This window comes from Terribacillus saccharophilus, from assembly GCF_046592895.1.
GTDB classification, from domain to species: domain Bacteria; phylum Bacillota; class Bacilli; order Bacillales; family Amphibacillaceae; genus Terribacillus; species Terribacillus saccharophilus_D.
This window is the reverse complement of sequence record NZ_JAWVPU010000002.1, coordinates 679767-697684: the sequence shown is the minus strand read 5'-3', so window position 1 is coordinate 697684 and position 17918 is coordinate 679767. Positions and strand designations below refer to the sequence as shown.

Below are 17918 nucleotides of genomic sequence, written 5' to 3'. Positions count from 1 at the left end.
CGCAGCCTATGGACGAAACGACAATCTTGGTGGTGGAAGATGAAAAGAAAATGGCTAGGCTGCTTCAGCTGGAACTGGAACATGAAGGTTTCCAAGTCGATGTGACATATGATGGTTTGGATGCGCTGGAAGCGTTTTATATGAAGACGTATCAATTTATTTTGCTGGATGTGATGCTGCCGTCATTGAGCGGGATGGAACTGCTGCGGCGCATCCGCAAGCAGGATGCCCATGTGCCGGTCATGCTGTTGACAGCACGTGATGCAGTACCGGATAAAGTGAGCGGGTTTGACCTTGGGGCGACGGATTATATGACGAAGCCATTTGAAATCGAAGAATTATTGGCCCGCATCCGTGCCCATCTTCGTCATAACGTTACAGTTCCCGAACAGGAGCCTGTGCTTCGGGTCGGTGACTTGACGCTTGATGAAAAGACAAGAACCGTCAAGCGCGGCAAGAAGGAAATTGAATTGACGCCACGCGAATATGATCTGCTGTTGTTCCTCATGAGACATGAAAAGCAAGTTTTATCGCGCGATCAGCTGCTGGAGCATGTCTGGGGCTTTCAATATGCAGGAGATACGAATGTAGTCGATGTGTATATCCGCTACTTGCGGAAAAAGATCGATGCAGATGAAAAACAGAAGCTGATAAAAACGGTCCGAGGGGTCGGCTACACTATCAAGGATGAAGAAAAGTGAAGCTTCGGACCAGGATCCAGCTATACATAATTGTTTCACTAGTCATCTTATTGATTGTCGCGAACATGTCCATCTACTTCTTGTTCCGTCAAGTGAGTCTGCATAATAGTGTGGACCGGCTGCACGAACAGAGCCGTGCTTTAGCAGAGACTGCGGCGTCTGTCGATTGGAAGGACACATCGCGTACGAGCTTGTTTCAAGCGGATTTGCCGACAGAAGGCATGGTGCGCTTCATCGGCAGCGATGGACAAAGCCAAGGTGTGATCACAAGGGCGGAAAAGTATCGCGAACTTCCTTTTTCATTCACTTCCCAAGAAGAAGATCGGACTTTTTATTACGATGGCAGCTGGTATGCAGAGGTTTCGGTTCCAGTGATCCGTGACAGTGGTATTCATTCGATGCAAGTCGTCGAAGAGCTGGTCAGTCTGCAGCAGTCATTTCAAGTACTCAAGTACAGTCTGACTATAGCTGGACTGATCATTTTGATTCCTTCCATACTTGGCGGAAGACTGCTTGGAAACTTTTTGCTCCGGCCGATTTTGGCTTTGACGTCGACGATGCAGGCAATCCGAAGCAGCGGGAAATGGAAGCGGATGAACACAGACAGCCGGAGCAATGATGAGCTGCAGACACTGAGTGATACATTCAATGAAATGGTCGATCAGCTGGAGGAGAACTTTACCAAACAGCAGCAGTTCGTATCCGATGCATCACATGAATTGAAAACGCCGATCAGCATCATCAAAAGCTACAGCAAGCTGCTCGATCGCTGGGGAGCCGATGATCCTGCTGTGCAGCAGGAAGCTGTACAAGCGATCCATAGCGAGACAGAACGGATGCAGGCATTGGTCGGCCAGTTATTGATTTTGGCCAAAGATGATCCGTCATTGCTGCGAAAAGAAACAGTCGATCTTGGCCAGATAGCCAAAAGCTGTGCAGCGAAAATGGAAACAGCGCATCAAAGGGAAATCTCTGTGCATGTTACTGGTGATATTATGGTCAAGGCTGATAGCAATATGCTGAAGCAGGTTGTGTATATATTGCTCAGCAATAGTATCAAGTATAGTGACGATGTGATTGGAATCAGCGTGCAGGCTGCTCAGGATCAAGCAATATTATCTGTCACTGATTACGGAGAAGGACTCGATAAAGAAGACCAGAGCCGAATCTTTGATCGTTTTTACCGTGTCGATAAAGCCAGGACACGGGAAAGCGGCGGCAGCGGGCTCGGGCTGGCAATTGCCAAACAGCTGGTGGAGCTGCATGAAGGCAAAATCGAAGTGGAAAGCACAATCGGGGAAGGATCGACATTCACGATTAGCCTGCCGTATTGATTCTCATGAAATTCTAATCCTGCAGATAGTCTTTCTTTCATGCACAGAAGATATACTGGCTATAGAACCATAGCTGGAGGCGAACATAATGAACAAAAAGTGGATCATTCCAATTGCTGCTATCGTGCTTTTGGCTGCTGTTTTCGGTATTTACCAGATGCAGGCTTCTGCTGGGGAACCGGAAATGACGATCGATCAAGCACGCCAGCAAGCGGAAAAACAATATAATGCAACTGTAACTGAAATAGAGCTGGATCGCAGCGGCAGCGAGCCGAGATATGATATTGATTTGGAAAACGGTGAAAAGTATTTTGATTTGACGCTGAACGGAAACACCGGGGAAGTGATCAGTTTGAAAGAAAGTGCCGTGCAGCCAACGATGCCAGGCACTAAAAACAAAGACCAGGAGCCAGCCGAAGAAGAACAGCCGCAGCAAAATGACCAAACTGCAGCTGACAAACAGCAAGATGAAAAACAACAGACTGAACCTCCAAAAAAGAGTGCTTCCCAGGCCGAAGTGAAAATCACTATGGAAGAAGCAGTGAAAATTGCCTCAAATGAAGTGGACGGTACCGTAACGAACGCAGAATTCGAGGAAGAAGATGGTCTGCCTGTATATGAGCTAGAACTAGAAACAGCAAACGATGAAGCAGAAGTTGTCATCAATGCACAATCTGGCGAAATCGTGACCATCACCTATGATAGTGAAGATGACTGAAGCAGCGGAGAGCTGCTTCTTTTTTTCAAAAATATCAACGAAACAATTTGTAGCCAATCAAGCTGCCGAGCCCTGTCAGCCAAAAATACAGAAGAACCACCATTGCAATAAACCAAAGGACCCTCCATCTTTTTGAGCTTTTCATGAATTGTACAGCATAAAAAATACCCCAAATGATAAAGGAAAAAACGATTGGGAACCAGTCAGAAAGAGTCATTCCGCCTTCCCCGATGCCGAATGCAAATAAAACCAGGCAATTGAATGCCGATAACAAGACTAAAATAATGACGTTATAGATATGGAAAGAAATTTTGCCCATAGATATCACTCCCTCTTCTTAAGATTGATTTATTTTTAATATGAAGTTACTATCCACAGTTTATTATTTTACATAATATGGGTAAAATCAAATATAAATGAAGCAATTAATTTCTAAGTGAGGAGAGTGTAAGAATGCGGATATTCTGGACATATGTTGTTCTTCTCGGTATGATTTCTGGCATGCTATTTTATGAAGACAGCTTCATAAAATCGGTAATTATCGGATTGGCAGGATTGGCAGGCGTATGGAGCTGGGGTCGTCCGCTTAAGGATTACCTTCATAAGAGGGAAGAATGATATACTCAACATCTTTTAGCCAAATTCATGATGATTTCTACTGGAACAAGCATATCATTTCCTTCATCCCCGTATCGTATCGGATAATAGGTAGATACTATACAGAAAAGAAGGGTCCGCCTATGAAACAGATAACTTCCAATGTTTTCACTTACCGTGGATCACATTATGATTTCGGCGTCATGCAAGGGGAGCGCCTTAAAAATACACCATTATATGCATACCAGCAAAAACAAAAAGAACGCAATCGCCGCAGGTTTACGGTCGATCCAACAGATGCTTTTCGTATGTTCCGCAGCTACCACCCTGGCATTTATGAAGAATTGACCGGACTCAGCGACGCACTTGGCTTATCAATCGAAGATACGCTGATGGATTACAGCGGTTTCCAGCAGGAATGGATCAACTCGGGCTGTTCGATCGTTGCCGGCAATGATTTTCTTGCGAGGAATTATGATTATCATCCTAAAACATATGAGGGGCGTTTTCTTTTATACCAGCCATCCGAACAGGAATATTTCGCTACCATCGGCCCATCTCAGCGTATTCTCGGCCGTATTGATGGCATGAATGAGAAAGGGCTGACGATCGGCTATAATTTTGTCCATCAAAGATTTCCGCAGGAAGGCTTTATCTGTAATATGCTTTCGCGTATCATTCTCGAAACTTGTTCCACGACGGAAGAAGCAGTGGAGAAATTGACTGAGATGCCGCATCGCCATTCCTTCAATTATCTGATAAACGATGCCTCCGGTATCCGTCGCGTCGTAGAAGGAAGCCCGCGCGGTACTGCAGTGAGGGAAGCAAGCTACAGTACAAATCACTTTGACGTGCTGACAAAAGAAAATCGGCATCATCTGGTGGATAGTGAGCGGCGATTTGATAATATCAAGAAACATTACCATGATAATATCGACGCCGAGGAAGGTTTCCACCTTTTGAACGATCCAGAATACGATGTGTTCTCTGATCAGTATCGCAATTGGGGTGGGACGATTCATACATCTGTTTACAAGCCAAAAGAATTGAAAATGGGCTTTGCGATAGGGAATCAGCCGCCGGTTGAAGTCGATTTTGGCAGCTGGCTAAAGGGTGAGGAGCTAGCCTTCAGCCAATTCACCGGTGACTTGGATACTGATGTGCGCATTCCATATATGGGAGAATGAGAAGAAAACCGCATTTACAATGGTAAGTGCGGTTTTCCTGTTTTATAATAAAAAATATGAATGCGCATACATGAGGAGGAATCAACCGTGCGGCGTACAGCAGAAACAGCGGAATTGTACAGTCTGTCTCACTTATATGAATTTTTCGAAGCTGAAAGGAAAACACAATATACAAAAAAAGCGCTTGATTTAGTAGAGAAGGCAGAAAAGGAGACAGCTTATATCTGCTTTACCGGTCATTTTTCAGCCGGAAAAAGCTCACTGATCAATGCATTGCTCGGTGATCATGTGCTTCCTGCCAGTCCGATTCCAACGAGTGCCAACATCGTGACAATCCAGCATGGGGAGCCGAGTGTGATGGCATATGACACAGTTGATACGAAGTATGTATTGCCAGCGCCATATAAAAAGGAAACGCTGGACACTTACTGCCGCCAAAAGGATATTCAGAGGATTGAAATTCAAGATCCTCAAACAAATCTTCCTGACAAAATCGCTTTGATGGATACGCCTGGGATCGACGCAAGTGATGATGCTGATCGTTTGATGACGGAATCTGCTTTGCATCTTGTCGATTGTATGTTTTATGTGACCGATTATAATCATGTGCAATCGGAAGTCAATTTGCTCTTTTTACAGCAGCTATCGGAGCAAAATCAGCCATTTTATTTGATTATCAACCAAATAGATAAGCATCGGGAAGAAGAGCTATCTTGGATTGCATTTCAAGAAGGTGTAGCACAAGTATTCGAGCAATGGCATATCACACCACAAGCTGTTTTTTATACCACCTTGAAAGAACCAGGTCACAAGTATAATCAGCTGCAGGATGTCCGGGAAAAAATGCAGGCAATGCTGGCACATAGAGATGAATTGCACAAAGCGGGGTTGGAGCGGGGCAGACAGCGCCTTATTGCATCTTACCTGCAAGAACAAAAGCAAGAAGCTGTAGAAAAGATAGAGCTATTGAAGGAGCAGCAGCATCAATTGGATGGTTCAGCTGCATCTGCAGCCGAGAATTGGCGAAGGCAGCAAACAGCGGCGGAAGAAGCTGGTCGGGAAACAATCCAGCAAACATTGAAAAATGCCAACTTGATTCCTTTTGAAGTGCGTGATGCAGCCGAAAAATATTTGGAATCCACCTTTCCCGACTTTAAGGTAGGACTTTTCGGCAGCAGACGGAAAACTGCCGAAGAACGTGAGCATCGCCGCACTAAAACAATGGAAATGCTGCAGCAGCAAATCGAAAAGCAGCTGTTATGGCGGCTGCGCGATAAACTGGGTGAGTGGGCGAATCAAAATGAGGTGTATACGGAAGCTGTGCAGTCTTTATTGCAAGATTTCAGCGTGACATTACCTGATGATTTACTGGAGCAGCATGTGCAGACAGGGGCAAGCATGAATGGAACGTACACACTTGTATATACAGCAGCAGTCCAAGATCACATCAAACTGGCTTATAAAAAAGCAGCCCTGGAAGTAGTGCAAGCTGCCATCGATACAACGCGAAATGCGGCTCAACAGGCAGAACGGTTGGAAAAACAGGAAAAACAAAAGAGAATAGAAAATGATCAAATAGACAATGATATCCTGCAGGTGAAATTGTCTTTGGAAGATTTGGAGAAACGTATTTTACAAACCAATCAGCGCATGTCTGCTGAGGGCATCGAAAAAGCAAAGCAGGCGCTGAAAGCTAGATATAAACCAGGCGAAAGTTCGAAGTTGCTGCATACCGCTGCCGGTACGGAAGATACCCAGACAAAAGAACCAAGTGTCCAAAGAATAGCAAATGCGATATATTCACCAGAGGAAATGGCTCATAATCTAGAGCTGGCGGCAACTGCCCTGCAAGGTGTGGAGGGTTTTCAATCTGCAATAGAAGATCTCAAGAATAGACAAGGGAAATTGATGCATCAAGATTACACATTGGTTCTCTTTGGTGCATTCAGTGCCGGGAAATCTTCTTTTGCCAATGCGTTGCTTGGAGAGAAAGTGCTGCCAGTGTCACCGAATCCGACTACCGCATCGATCAATATGCTGAAACAGGCAACTGACGAGCACCCGCATCAGACGGTTGTCGTCAAATGGAAATCCCGGTCGCAAGTTGAAATGGACATGGAAAGTCTCAGTGGCAAGCAGCTTACATTGGTGCAGTTTCTGTCCGGGAATCCAGCTGAACTGGTGCAGGATAAAAGGCATCAAGCATTTCTCCAAGCTGTGCAAAGCGGCTACGCAGCAGCAGAAGCTAAACTCGGTTCTGAAAGACGTATTCCTTATGAGGAATTCAGCGACCATGTCACGAAAGAAACATTGAGCTGTTTTATCGAGCAAATCACTGTTTATCTGGATAATGACTTCCTGAAGCAAGGCGTCACACTGATCGACACGCCTGGGGCCGACTCTGTCAATGCGCGCCACACTGATGTGACGTTCCAATTCATGAAGCATGCAGATGCGATTTTGTTTGTAACATATTATAATCATGCCTTCTCCAAGGCGGATGAAAACGTATTGCAGCAGCTGGGCAAAGTGAAGGGTGCTTTGGAGAAGGATAATATGTTCTTTATCGTGAATGCGAGTGATTTGGCTCGTGATAAAGAAGAAATAGAATATGTGACTTCGTATGTGGCAGCCAATTTGGCGAACTTTCAAATCAGACAACCGCGTCTGTTCGCTTTGAGCAGTCTGCTGGGACTAGAGGAAAAACAAACAGCCAAAAATCTTGGTTCAGGCTTGCAGCAGTTGGAACAGGAATTGAATGATTTCATCCGCAATGAATTGACTGAAGTAACGATCCAAGCCGCACAGCAGGAAGTGAACAGACAATACGGACAGCTTCGGGAATATGCAAAAGCAATGGAACTGGATGAGGAAGCGAAGGTAGAAAAGCTTAACCAATACAAGGAAGAACAACATGAGGCAGTAAACTTAGCGCAATCGTATGCACAGCCTGTTTTCAAACAAGCCATTCTCCAGCGCATCGAAAAACAGCTGCATTATGTAAAAGAAAGGCAGCTGCTCGAAGCGAATGACCTGTTCAAGCAATGCTTCAATCCATCTGTGATCAAGAGCAGCGGCGCAGCGGGAAGAGAGGAAGTCGCCCGGCAAATACAAGAATTTGCCAATCTAACTCGAATAGCACTGGAACAAGAGTATCGAGCAGTCACCATCCGTGTCGATAGAACTGTCCGGGAACAGACAAAACGGTGGCAACATGGCTTGGAGCAGACAGTACAAGAGGTGAACGCCGCCATAACACTCTCAGCTGCAGCAGAAAATGAGCTGCCAGAGACAGCGCCTCCAGAGACAGCTTTCAGCTTTGAAGAAGAAGCAATCACACGTTTACAAAAGCTGTATCGTAGTCCGAGATCATTTTTCCAGGATAATGAGAAAGAGAAGCTGAAAGAGGAAATGCTAAAGCTGATGGAACCTAAACTCTCTGACATTATACGGAATTATACTTTCAAAATGGAACATCATTATGAATCAATATGGCAACGTGAAGAAAAACAGCTGCAGAAACAGGCGGCAAGTCAGCTGGCAAGCTACTATACAGGACTGCTGCAGGCGTTGAGCGACGCTTCCTCCAGACAGAAACTGCTGCAAGCGATCGATACTTTCGTCCGCCTTTTTCCGGAAAACGTTTGACCAAGGGAAATCTAGGATACTGTATAACCAAACAGGCAAATAGTCCAGGAGGTTAACAGTCATGGAACAAACGAAGAAACTATTTTCAAAGAAACCATCATCATACTGGCGCAACTCCATCGAGATGCCGTCTTACCCAGCACTGGATAAAAATCTGGATACGGATGTTCTGGTCATCGGTGCAGGAATTGCCGGTATCACGACAGCTTATGAACTGACCAAACGCGGCAGGAGTGTTGTATTGATCGAAGGACGAGAACTGATTTCCGGCACGACAGGTTATACGACAAGCAAACTGACTGCACAGCATGACATCATTTATCAAGGTTTGATCGAGCGCTACGGCGAACAAGTTGCCAAAAACTATTTCCAAGCGAATCTGCAGGCAATCAACTATGTAAAAGACACAGCTGCTGAGCATGGAATCGATTGCGAATTCGAGGAACAGGAAGCATACATCTATACAGAACTGGATGAAGGTGTGGAGACAATCGAAAAAGAGGTGGATGCATATCGGAAGCTGCAAATCGATGGTTATCTGACGGATTCCATCCCGCTCGGGTTCCCGATCAAAGCAGCGGCAGTGATGCGTCAGCAGGCGCAATTCCATCCGGTCAAATACTTAGTGGGATTATTGAAGGAGATTGAACTGCGCGGCGGCAGCATCTATGAACAAACATTGGCAGTTTCATTCGATACAGAATCCCGTCCTGTGGTTCACACAGAAAATGGCTATACCATCACAGCTAACAATGTTGTCAGTGCAACGCATTTTCCGCTGCAGATTGAGAATGAATACTTTTCTTCGAATATGAATCCAAAAAATTCATACGGTATCGCCATCAAATCGAAGAAGCCTTATGCTGACGGTATGTACATCAGCCTCGAGAATCCAAAAAGGTCGATCCGCAGCTTGAAGAAAGGAGAAGACCATTTTGTCTTGGTAGGCGGAGAAGCGCATGTGACAGGTGATGGGTCATCTGTACTTGATCGTTATGAACGGATTTATAAGTTTGCCGACGAGCAATTTGGCGTCGAGGAATTATATGAGCACTGGTCAAGTCATGATTTACTGACAACAGATCAGCTTCCTTTTGTCGGAAAAGTGAGTGATGACGCACCTGGGATTTACACAGCTACCGGTTTCGGTAAATGGGGCTTGTCTAACGGTGTTGCTGCAGCTGTATTGCTCGCCGACTTAATTGATGAAAAAGAAAATCCATTTGCGGATCTGTATAAAATCGACCGCGAAATGGAAGAAGCAGATTCTACAAGTTTCGGCGAAGACAGTGTAGCCGAAATCAGTAATGAGACAGTCATCAAACCAGATGACCTACCTAACGGAAAAGGCGCTATCCTTGAAAAAGATGGTCAGACAATGGCGTATTATCGGGAAGAAAACGGGAAGCTTCACGAAATGAGTGCTTCTTGTACCCATAATGGCTGTCCTGTTGCTTGGAATGACGCAGATCATACGTGGGATTGCTCTTGTCACGGATCTCGCTTCACAGCTGTCGGCGAGGTTGCCGAAGGTCCTGCACTGCGGGCATTGGATAGAGAATGAATTTAAGCACAAGCTGCCGGGTTTTCCGGCAGCTTTTTTGTATGATGTGAAACTTTGCAAATAGAATTTGCGTATAAAAAAGTGGGGGTGAGAACACGATGCTGTTTCGTTCGAAGGTGGATACCTACTTTGTTTATTTCCTCATGATCATCGTCTTGATATTGTGGCTGGCAACATCTTGGCCGCTATTTTTCTTTCATGATATAAAATTGTACGAATTTCTCCAGCTTATCTCCATTTTCTTACTAGGGACAGGTTTTACTTTATGGTCCGCTTATTCGATTGAATATATATTCAATCAAGATCATTTAATGGTAAAATGCGGACCATTCAAAAGCCGGATTCCATACGCCAATATGACAAGAGTAACGCTGACCAAGGATATTTTCACTGGTTACAGAGTTTTGTCATCAAGGAATGCAATTGAGATTCATTATAAAATTTCATTTTGGGGAAGCGTTAAGATATCTCCTGAATGCAATGACAGCTTCTTGAGTGAGTTGGAAACACGTTGTGAGCACATTGAAATCCAAACATGAAACGTCAAGACACAACTGATTCTGCTACTCAGGACATGACTTTCAATTCATCCATCACCTTTATTATTTCCTCGGGTTCATCCGTACTTATGACAACCGTTTCATATGCCAGCATCAATTCTATTCCTTGTTTCCCGCTTGAGATATAGCCTGTTTCCCCTTTGAGATTCACCCTCAATCCCCAGCCGCCGAATCGCTTACATGTTCTGTAGTTCAGCTGCTTGTATTGTTTTATGTCCGCGAATGAAAATCGCTTAAATTGAAGATGAAAAGGCAAATAGCGTATATATAGACCATCCGCTCGCACTTCGATGATCAGCTTGATCGCTGTTAGGGAGAGTGTAGGCAGCACTATACCGAAAACGATCCAAAGAGCAATCAACGCTCCATTCGAAGCTGGCTTATCACCAAACGGAATATGTAACACAACTTGCCGGATGAAGCCGATCCACATTATAACCGCAATGGAGAAGACGATGAAGAAGAGTATCGGCTGCTGCAATTTTTGAACTTCTTTATAGAGTATGAGGGATGATTTTATAGCTATCGCTCCTTCTTTTTATATCTCTGAAAAGTAAGTGGTAGACAGCCGCTCTACTGGATGGGTATCAATATTTCACACAAATGATTCTCGATCATCTCTGATGTGTATCTTTCTATAATCGGTGTATTTCTCATGGGAAGATTATGCGTCTCCATCACCGAAAAAACATCTCCCCAAAAATCTTCGATTGCTTCTTTCGTATGGTCGAGTACGAAAACAGCATATCTCCCGCCAGCAAAATACCCAACTTGAGCCGGTTCTGCTACCATGAAATCTTCGTTAATCAGGACACACACATCATAACGGCATGCTTCTTTTGGTGTCACGGCTGGATTGTCTTGTGGTATGCCTAAAATAGGGGAGCGGTCTGCAAAGTTATCATAATATTGCAGCCATTTTTTAAATGACTCCATCAATTCTCTATTTTGCTTATCCCCATATTCGCCCGTATTTCGGAAGTATGCAATCCTGGAGTATGGCAACTTTTCCATTTTCATCTTTCTTCCTCCTTTCCTAGAAGGTAATGGCATATAAAATCTTTTTCAAGCCTTTTTTTTAAACTTCATAAAGCAGCATCAATATATGACAGTCTGAAAAAGGATAAAAAACTATACTTTTCCATAAACTAATCAATATATTTTATTATCATACTAAAAAGTATTTTAGGAAAAATGTAAATTATAGAACTACTTATAAAAGTGTTATCACATTATGTGATATATGTCATAATAGATGCCAGCAGATTGGTGGTAAGACATCTTATTAATATTTTTTCAGTTAATTGTGTAATTGGTGAAAGATTTTAATAAAGATGTAAGGCTACGGGGCTTCGTCCTTGCGTGCATATTGCCAACGTCAGATTTACGAAAGCTAGTAAAAGATTTCACTGTTGACTATTGTTGGTCTTGCAGGGTAGGAGGTAAAAGAATTGTCCATCATTATTGGAATAATAGGTATACTTGTATTAGTCGCTATCGCTTGGGCTATGTCGAATGATAAAAAGAATATCAATTATCGCGCAGTCGGCATCATGCTGGCTGTTCAGCTTATATTGGCTTGGTTCTTGCTGAATACAGCAATCGGCAGAACGATTATCAAGAAGATCGTGGATGTGTTTTCGAAGGTTCTATCTTTCGGACATGAAGGCATCTCTTTCGTCTTTGGAGACTTGTCAACGAAAGGATACTTCTTCCTTGATGTGTTAATGATGATTATTTTTGTTTCAGCATTACTTTCAATTTTAACTTATCTTAGATTATTGCCATTGGCGATTAAGTATGTGGGCGGTATCGTTTCCAAAATAACCGGTCTTCCGAAAGTCGAATCATTCGTTGCGGTAAATTCCATGATATTCGGGGATACAACGGCAATTCTTTCTGTAAAGTCACAAATACACAAGCTAAGTCCCAATCGTCTGTTCATCGTCGCTACTTCATCACTAGTAGCGGTATCCTGTTCGACACTTGGTGCATATTTGCAGCTGATTCCTGCTGAGTATGTTCTTGTGGCACTTCCGATAAACATCTTTTCTGGCTTGATTTTGTCTTCCATCGTAGCTCCTGTTACGAAAGAAGAAGATTATGATATCGACATCAAAGAGATGAATACGGATAAATCATTTTTCGAAGCAATCGGCAACGGTACCATTTTAGGCGGTAAAACCGCTCTGATTGTTGGGGCGATGTTGATTACTTATATGGCATTGTTAGCAATGATCAATTTCGTATTGGATGGCATCGTAGGCATGACATTCCAGGAGCTAATCGGTTATGTATTTGCGCCGGTAGCATATATTATGGGGATTCCAGCTTCCGAAATCCTTAACGCAGGATCTGTCATGGGTACAAAGGTTGCTGCCAATGAGTTTGTGGCAATCACTGATTTCGTGCAAATGGTTCCTGATATGTCCACCAAGACAGTCGGCATCATTTCGGCATACTTGATTTCATTCGCCAACTTCTCATCCATCGGCATGATCCTCGGAACAGTACAAGCAATCGACCAAAAACAAGCAAGTCTGCTTGCTAAAGTCGGTCTGAAGGTTCTATTGGTAGCTACAATGGGATCGATCTTGACAGGTACGATGGTAGGGCTATTTTTGTAATAAGTCATAAGTGAGCATAAAACCCGGGAGGATAGACACTGCAGAAAAGTCTATCCTCCCGGGTTTTTTATTACTTAAACCTGCAGCATACAGGGACATTATCCGTAATCGATCCGAACGAGTGTTGTAAAATCATTCCTGTTGAAACCCCAAAGCAGAGGATATGTCATTTGCGACATCTTTAACTCTGCCGATTAATTCCTTTTTTTTACTCTCATCATATAAATTCAATGGTATTGCTAAAATGATGCTGCCAATAACTTGGTTGGAAGCATCAAATATCGGAGCACCGATACCTACAGACTCGTTTTTCCGCTCATTCAAAGAAAAAGAATATCCTTGTTTTTTGATTTCTTCGGTGTCATGTTTGATTTGTGCTTGCTCTTCCACGGAAACTCCTTCTTGATGAAGTACCTCGATAATTTCATCTGTATTCAGGAAAGAAAGGATGGCTTTACCGCTGGCAGCTACATGAATAGGCTGCAGGGTGCCTAATTCCAGCAAATATTGAAGCGCACTGGAACTCTGGAAGCGAGAAATGAATGATAACTTTTTATACTGCGGATGATAGATCGCCAAATAGACTGATTGATCTAAATCCACGGAAAGTTTTTGCAGTAGAGGATTTGCAACGGTCCTTATGCTGGCCTTTGAACTTACTATGGAAGAAATTCTGATCCACTCGTTCCCGATTGTATATTTCTTTTTTACCGGATGCATGTACAGTATATTTTCTTCCTTGAGTGTTTTTAAAATCCTATGCAAGGAACTAGGCGGGTAATCCAGGTATCGAGCAAGCTCATTTACTCCCCATTCTGTTTGTTTATCAACAAAAGCCCTTAGGATCTCAAATGTTTTCATCGTTCCATTGGAATTGACCATTTTAATACCACCTATAATTTTATAGAAAAATAAATATTGAAAAAAATGAAAGCGCATGCTACGATTTCAATTGTAACATAAGACTATTCGATCATAAAGAATGGTATTCCGAATAATGGAATAATGTAAGCGGGTTCTCATTTTTAGAAATAGCATGTCACTTTTATGGTCTGTTTTTGGAATAGCATTCCATATATCCGAATGATTTAGAACAAAATCTATGATTTTCGATTTTGCAATCCAAACCACCACTTTATGTTTGCAATGTCATAGCGTGCTAAGGGGGAACAAAGATGACGAGTTTGAGTGATTCTGATATGTATAAAAAAAGCAAAGCTAGTTTACCTGAAGGTCGATTTTCATACAGTAGCAATATGGTAGAGTACATACCCATGCGGGATGGAACAAAACTTGCTACCTCGATATATCGTCCGGATAGAGGAAAAAGCTGGCCTGTATTATTCACACGCAACCCGTATCCTCATAATAAGGAATTGCTGGAAGCTGTTTATATGCCTTTGGTTGAACATGGCTATTGTTTGGTCATACAAGACTGCCGCGGCACAGGTGATTCCGAGGGTGAATGGGAGCCTTTCATAAATGAAAGGAATGACGGTATCGACAGTTTAAGATGGTTGACCGAGCAAGAATGGATGAATGGTAATATTGGTACCTTCGGACGTTCTTATTCAGGATTCACGCAATGGATAGTAGCTGACTGTCTGCCAAAAGAAGTAAAAACCATGGCTATTGAAGTGTTTGGTGTGGATCGGCATAGTCAGGTTTATATGGATGGTATGTTCAGGGAAGATATTTATACGTCTTGGGCATTTGCTAATTCGGGGGTGGAGAGTGAACTGTCGCCAGCTGAATTGTACCGTAAGGCGCTTCAAATTCAGCCGGCTGATCAGCGAGATGAGCAGTTATTGGGTGTCAAGCTTCCGTTTTATCAGCATTATTTGAAGGAAAGTTCCAATGAGTCCTCTTATTGGAAAGATAGCATCTGGCAAATCCTTAAAGAAATGCCGCGAAAAATCGATATTCCCATTCTTATTACAGGAGGATGGGCAGACCATCATCTAGACGGGACCATCTATGCTTATGAATCGCTGCTTCCTGCAATAAAAGCTAAAAGTAAGCTGATAGTAGGTCCATGGGATCACATAGGTAATACAACTGGTAACCTAGACTATCCTTTCTATGACAAATTCGGTTTTATGAACATCTCTGCACTGCATGAATGGTTTGACAATCAGATGCATGAAGAAAAACGGCTGCAAGAATCAGAGGTTTATGTAATCGGAAAACGGCAGTGGGAAAAAGTAGAGAACTGGCCGCCAAAATGTGACCAAACACAATTGTATTTGAATTGCGATTATAAACTGACTAATCATCCCAAAGGGGAAGGCAGTCTTTCTTATGAATATAATCCTTCCAACCCTGTGACTACGAATGGAGGCAGTGCACTTTTGGCTTGGATTTCACCAGGCTTCACCGATATACCTCATGGTTTTATCACCCAAGAGGATTATAAAGATAGGGAGGATGTTCTGACTTTCAAGACTGATCCGTTAAATGGATCCATGAAAATCATGGGAAAAATCATTGCCAAGTTACTGGTCAGCTCATCTGCAGAAGATACAGCCTTTACGATTAAGGTTTGTGAAGAATTTAAGAATGGCGAGACTTATAATGTAGCAGATGGGATCACCTCCATTGGTTATCGTAACAACTCATCCAGAAAGCTAAACTATGACAGAGATGAAATGCTGGAATTGGAAATAAAAACATGGGACATTGCTTGGCAGTTTCAAGAAGGCTCTAGGATCAGAATTGATATATCTTCTTCTAATTATCCGATGTATCATATTCACTCCAATACGAATAAACCGTGGGCTGCAGTAGGTAAAAGCGGAGTCATTGCCAAACAATTTCTTCATTTTGGGGAAAATGGCTGTCGCGTAATGATTCCGACTGTAAAAGAGATATGAATTCTATCATGATGGGAAGTGCATTTTATGAAAAAGTTGAAACTTACTAATCCATGGACGATATTCATCGGGTGCTGTGTATTGTCGTTCGTGGGATTTGGCATTATCGTCAACACACATGGCTTGTATTTTAATGCTCTGAGCGAAGAACTAGGTCTTAATAAAACCCAACTCGCCTTGACACTTACTTTCCAGGCAGTTGCTTGTGCTATAACTTTGATTTTCTCAGGGAAGATAATGTCCAAAGTTAATACGCAATTATTATTGTCGATTTGTGTAGTGATTTTCGGAGGCGGGTTCATTTTATTCGCCACTTTCAAAACGATCATTCCATTTTTAGTTGTGTGGACGATCATTGGAATAGCCCAAGCATTTGCTCTTGTACTTGCAATACCAGTATTGCTTGGAAACTGGTTTGAAAAGAAATTAGGACTGGTGATGGGAATTGCATTAGGTATTTCCGGAATTGGTGGCGCTTTCTTCAATACATTCATCAGTGATATAATCGTCGAGCAAGGATGGAGAACGGCAACGATATTATCAGGGATTTTAATTTTAGTTTGTATCTTGCCATTCACATTATTTGTTTTCCGTTTCAGACCAGATCCGGGTAAGGGTGAACTTCCTTATGGAAGAGAACCAAACAATGGCATCGATAAGATTGCAGCCAAACAAACAGTATTCGGAATAACGGCGAAAGAGGCTTTCCGTACACCATCGTTTTACTTCTACTTGATTACTATTTTCTCATTATCGATTGCTGGAGGACTTGTGCAGCATATTTCCGGTCATATAGTGGATCTCGGGTTCAGCTTGACAGTCGGAGCAAGCGTTGTATCAGGTATCATGATTGGAGCAGCAATCGGAAAAGCTCTGATTGGCGTTTTACTGGATCTTATGAATCCTAATATAGTGATTAGTTTATACGCTATTTCTGGCATCGTTGGATGGGGCGGTCTGATTTTCTTCCCAAGTGAACAGGCGCTAATCGTTTGTGGATTCCTCCTCGGTTTGGGTCAGGGTATCGTATTGGTAGCCATTCCATACTTTGTCAGGAAAACCTTTGGTAATAAAGAATACAGCCAAATCTTCTCGATTCTTTCGATGGTCGGTTCATTCGCTTCGGCTATAGCGGCGACTTTGGCAGGCGTATTATTCGACAGTACAGGAAGTTATACGCTGTCAATAAATCTCAATCTTGTCTTTTATGTAATCGCTTACGTTTGTATACTGCTAGGGTATTCTTTCAGAAGGAAAATAACTGTTCTCAAAGAAGAAAAGGCAGTGTGACGGACTGAAAGTTACACTAACCAAACTAATAGCTTTTTCAAAGAAATCAGGCTGTCGATGCTCTCGACAGCCTGATTTCTATTATTTAGCACATTTACCTTACCAAGGCTGATTTGTTGTATGCACATTCGTGACTCTATCACTTGAAAGAAGCAATTTACATGAATCCAAAAGGCCTACATGCAAATGTGTAAGGAGGCCTTCAAATTAAGTTGTTGTCACCGGTATTTCTAGTTTGTCTTGTTTATGAATTGCTTCTGTCCCGGCTTCCAAAGAAGTTTTGTAATAATGACATTTATGTTCAATGAGTCCCAGTGTATCTTGCAGATCTTTTATCTGTTTTTCAACGGCGGCTTTTCGTTCCATGAACATATCAAAACGCTGCTGCAGAGTGGAATCTCCATCTGCGCACCAATCGATGAAGTTTTTAATGCCTTTTATCGACATTCCGGTATTTTTTAGGCATTCAATGATTTTAAGTGCTGCGATATCGGATTCCTTGAATAGTCGCTGGCCTTTGCTGGTGCGCTCGACAAATGGCAGAAGACCTTCTTTATCATAGTATCTGAGCGTATAAGCTGTAACGTTCAATTCTTTGGCAACTTCGCTGATTGTATAGGTTTTCATCATATCGCTCCTAAACTTTTTAGAACCTTTGATGTGACGAATTATATCAATCTCTTTTACTAGCAGCAATGCTTTTTTGGTAATCATGGGTGAGGAATCAAGGGTTATTCCTTGACTTAGAGTCCACTCTATAGCTTAGGATGAATGGTAACAAGAGGTAAAAGTGTGAAAAATTCAACTTTTGAATCGTTT

At 42.7% G+C, this 17918-nt stretch carries 16 protein-coding genes; 11 read left to right on the top strand and 5 right to left on the bottom strand.

Annotated features, from left to right (window positions below):
• Positions 1-8 precede the first annotated feature (8 nt).
• From SFC66_RS09305 to SFC66_RS09295, 3 genes are all read left to right on the top strand, one after another.
• Positions 9-701: a response regulator transcription factor gene (locus SFC66_RS09305; RefSeq protein WP_411218410.1), complete on the top strand. Its 693-nt coding sequence runs from the start codon at positions 9-11 to the stop codon at positions 699-701.
• Complete coding sequence (locus SFC66_RS09300) at positions 698-2035, top strand: sensor histidine kinase (protein WP_411218409.1); 1338 nt, start codon at positions 698-700, stop codon at positions 2033-2035. The genes SFC66_RS09305 and SFC66_RS09300 overlap by 4 nt, the downstream gene beginning before the upstream one ends.
• 88 nt (positions 2036-2123) lie before the next feature.
• A complete protein-coding gene (locus SFC66_RS09295; RefSeq protein ID WP_411218408.1) occupies positions 2124-2753 on the top strand; it encodes a PepSY domain-containing protein in 630 nt (209 codons plus the stop codon).
• 34 nt (positions 2754-2787) lie between these two features.
• Here the strand turns inward: SFC66_RS09295 and SFC66_RS09290 are convergent, their stop codons facing one another.
• The gene (locus SFC66_RS09290) at positions 2788-3072 is read right to left on the bottom strand and encodes a hypothetical protein (RefSeq protein ID WP_411218407.1); all 285 of its coding nucleotides are present in this window, start codon (positions 3070-3072) and stop codon (positions 2788-2790) included.
• 134 nt (positions 3073-3206) lie between these two features.
• Here SFC66_RS09290 and SFC66_RS09285 point away from each other — a divergent pair, with 134 nt between their 5' ends.
• From SFC66_RS09285 to SFC66_RS09265, 5 genes are all read left to right on the top strand, one after another.
• Complete coding sequence (locus tag SFC66_RS09285; RefSeq protein WP_411218406.1) at positions 3207-3371, top strand: hypothetical protein; 165 nt, start codon at positions 3207-3209, stop codon at positions 3369-3371.
• A 122-nt stretch (positions 3372-3493) separates the two neighbouring features.
• The gene (locus SFC66_RS09280; RefSeq protein WP_411218405.1) at positions 3494-4537 is read left to right on the top strand and encodes a C45 family autoproteolytic acyltransferase/hydrolase; all 1044 of its coding nucleotides are present in this window, start codon (positions 3494-3496) and stop codon (positions 4535-4537) included.
• Between the two features lie 87 nt (positions 4538-4624).
• On the top strand, positions 4625-8185 hold the full coding sequence (locus tag SFC66_RS09275; protein ID WP_411218404.1) for a dynamin family protein: 3561 nt from the start codon (positions 4625-4627) through the stop codon (positions 8183-8185).
• A 61-nt stretch (positions 8186-8246) separates the two neighbouring features.
• Positions 8247-9749, top strand: coding sequence for an FAD-dependent oxidoreductase (locus SFC66_RS09270; protein WP_411218403.1), 1503 nt, complete (start codon positions 8247-8249; stop codon positions 9747-9749).
• Between the two features lie 98 nt (positions 9750-9847).
• The gene (locus SFC66_RS09265) at positions 9848-10288 is read left to right on the top strand and encodes a PH domain-containing protein (RefSeq protein WP_411218402.1); all 441 of its coding nucleotides are present in this window, start codon (positions 9848-9850) and stop codon (positions 10286-10288) included.
• A gap of 28 nt (positions 10289-10316) precedes the next feature.
• On the opposite strand, the gene SFC66_RS09260 is transcribed toward SFC66_RS09265, so the two are convergent.
• A complete protein-coding gene (locus SFC66_RS09260; protein ID WP_411218730.1) occupies positions 10317-10829 on the bottom strand; it encodes a DUF6141 family protein in 513 nt (170 codons plus the stop codon).
• A 53-nt stretch (positions 10830-10882) separates the two neighbouring features.
• Positions 10883-11329, bottom strand: coding sequence for an AraC family transcriptional regulator (locus tag SFC66_RS09255; protein ID WP_411218401.1), 447 nt, complete (start codon positions 11327-11329; stop codon positions 10883-10885).
• Positions 11330-11760: 431 nt separating this feature from the next.
• Here SFC66_RS09255 and SFC66_RS09250 point away from each other — a divergent pair, with 431 nt between their 5' ends.
• Entirely contained in the window at positions 11761-12936 is a 1176-nt protein-coding gene (locus tag SFC66_RS09250) for a NupC/NupG family nucleoside CNT transporter (protein ID WP_411218400.1), read from the top strand.
• 132 nt (positions 12937-13068) lie between these two features.
• Here SFC66_RS09250 and SFC66_RS09245 read toward each other — a convergent pair whose 3' ends face one another.
• Positions 13069-13797 carry an IclR family transcriptional regulator gene (locus SFC66_RS09245; RefSeq protein WP_411218399.1) on the bottom strand — a complete coding sequence of 243 codons (729 nt, stop codon included), beginning with the start codon at positions 13795-13797 and terminating at the stop codon, positions 13069-13071.
• 314 nt (positions 13798-14111) lie between these two features.
• Here SFC66_RS09245 and SFC66_RS09240 point away from each other — a divergent pair, with 314 nt between their 5' ends.
• Both SFC66_RS09240 and SFC66_RS09235 read left to right on the top strand, forming a co-directional pair.
• Positions 14112-15809 (top strand): CocE/NonD family hydrolase, encoded by a 1698-nt coding sequence (locus SFC66_RS09240; protein ID WP_411218398.1) that lies wholly within the window; start codon positions 14112-14114, stop codon positions 15807-15809.
• Between the two features lie 27 nt (positions 15810-15836).
• Positions 15837-17099: an MFS transporter gene (locus SFC66_RS09235; protein WP_411218397.1), complete on the top strand. Its 1263-nt coding sequence runs from the start codon at positions 15837-15839 to the stop codon at positions 17097-17099.
• 207 nt (positions 17100-17306) lie between these two features.
• Here the strand turns inward: SFC66_RS09235 and SFC66_RS09230 are convergent, their stop codons facing one another.
• Positions 17307-17726 carry a MerR family transcriptional regulator gene (locus SFC66_RS09230; protein ID WP_411218729.1) on the bottom strand — a complete coding sequence of 140 codons (420 nt, stop codon included), beginning with the start codon at positions 17724-17726 and terminating at the stop codon, positions 17307-17309.
• Positions 17727-17918 lie beyond the last annotated feature (192 nt).

Excerpts from the sequence above, each read along its gene's own strand:
- SFC66_RS09285 (WP_411218406.1), top strand. The coding sequence starts at position 3,207 with ATGCGGATATTCTGGACATATGTTGTTCTTCTCGGTATGATTTCTGGC.
- SFC66_RS09240 (WP_411218398.1), top strand. The coding sequence starts at position 14,112 with ATGACGAGTTTGAGTGATTCTGATATGTATAAAAAAAGCAAAGCTAGT.
- SFC66_RS09270 (WP_411218403.1), top strand. The coding sequence starts at position 8,247 with ATGGAACAAACGAAGAAACTATTTTCAAAGAAACCATCATCATACTGG.
- SFC66_RS09305 (WP_411218410.1), top strand. The coding sequence starts at position 9 with ATGGACGAAACGACAATCTTGGTGGTGGAAGATGAAAAGAAAATGGCT.
- SFC66_RS09295 (WP_411218408.1), top strand. The coding sequence starts at position 2,124 with ATGAACAAAAAGTGGATCATTCCAATTGCTGCTATCGTGCTTTTGGCT.
- SFC66_RS09280 (WP_411218405.1), top strand. The coding sequence starts at position 3,494 with ATGAAACAGATAACTTCCAATGTTTTCACTTACCGTGGATCACATTAT.
- SFC66_RS09290 (WP_411218407.1), bottom strand. The coding sequence starts at position 3,072 with ATGGGCAAAATTTCTTTCCATATCTATAACGTCATTATTTTAGTCTTG.
- SFC66_RS09230 (WP_411218729.1), bottom strand. The coding sequence starts at position 17,726 with ATGAAAACCTATACAATCAGCGAAGTTGCCAAAGAATTGAACGTTACA.
- SFC66_RS09235 (WP_411218397.1), top strand. The coding sequence starts at position 15,837 with ATGAAAAAGTTGAAACTTACTAATCCATGGACGATATTCATCGGGTGC.
- SFC66_RS09245 (WP_411218399.1), bottom strand. The coding sequence starts at position 13,797 with ATGAAAACATTTGAGATCCTAAGGGCTTTTGTTGATAAACAAACAGAA.
- SFC66_RS09255 (WP_411218401.1), bottom strand. The coding sequence starts at position 11,329 with ATGAAAATGGAAAAGTTGCCATACTCCAGGATTGCATACTTCCGAAAT.
- SFC66_RS09265 (WP_411218402.1), top strand. The coding sequence starts at position 9,848 with ATGCTGTTTCGTTCGAAGGTGGATACCTACTTTGTTTATTTCCTCATG.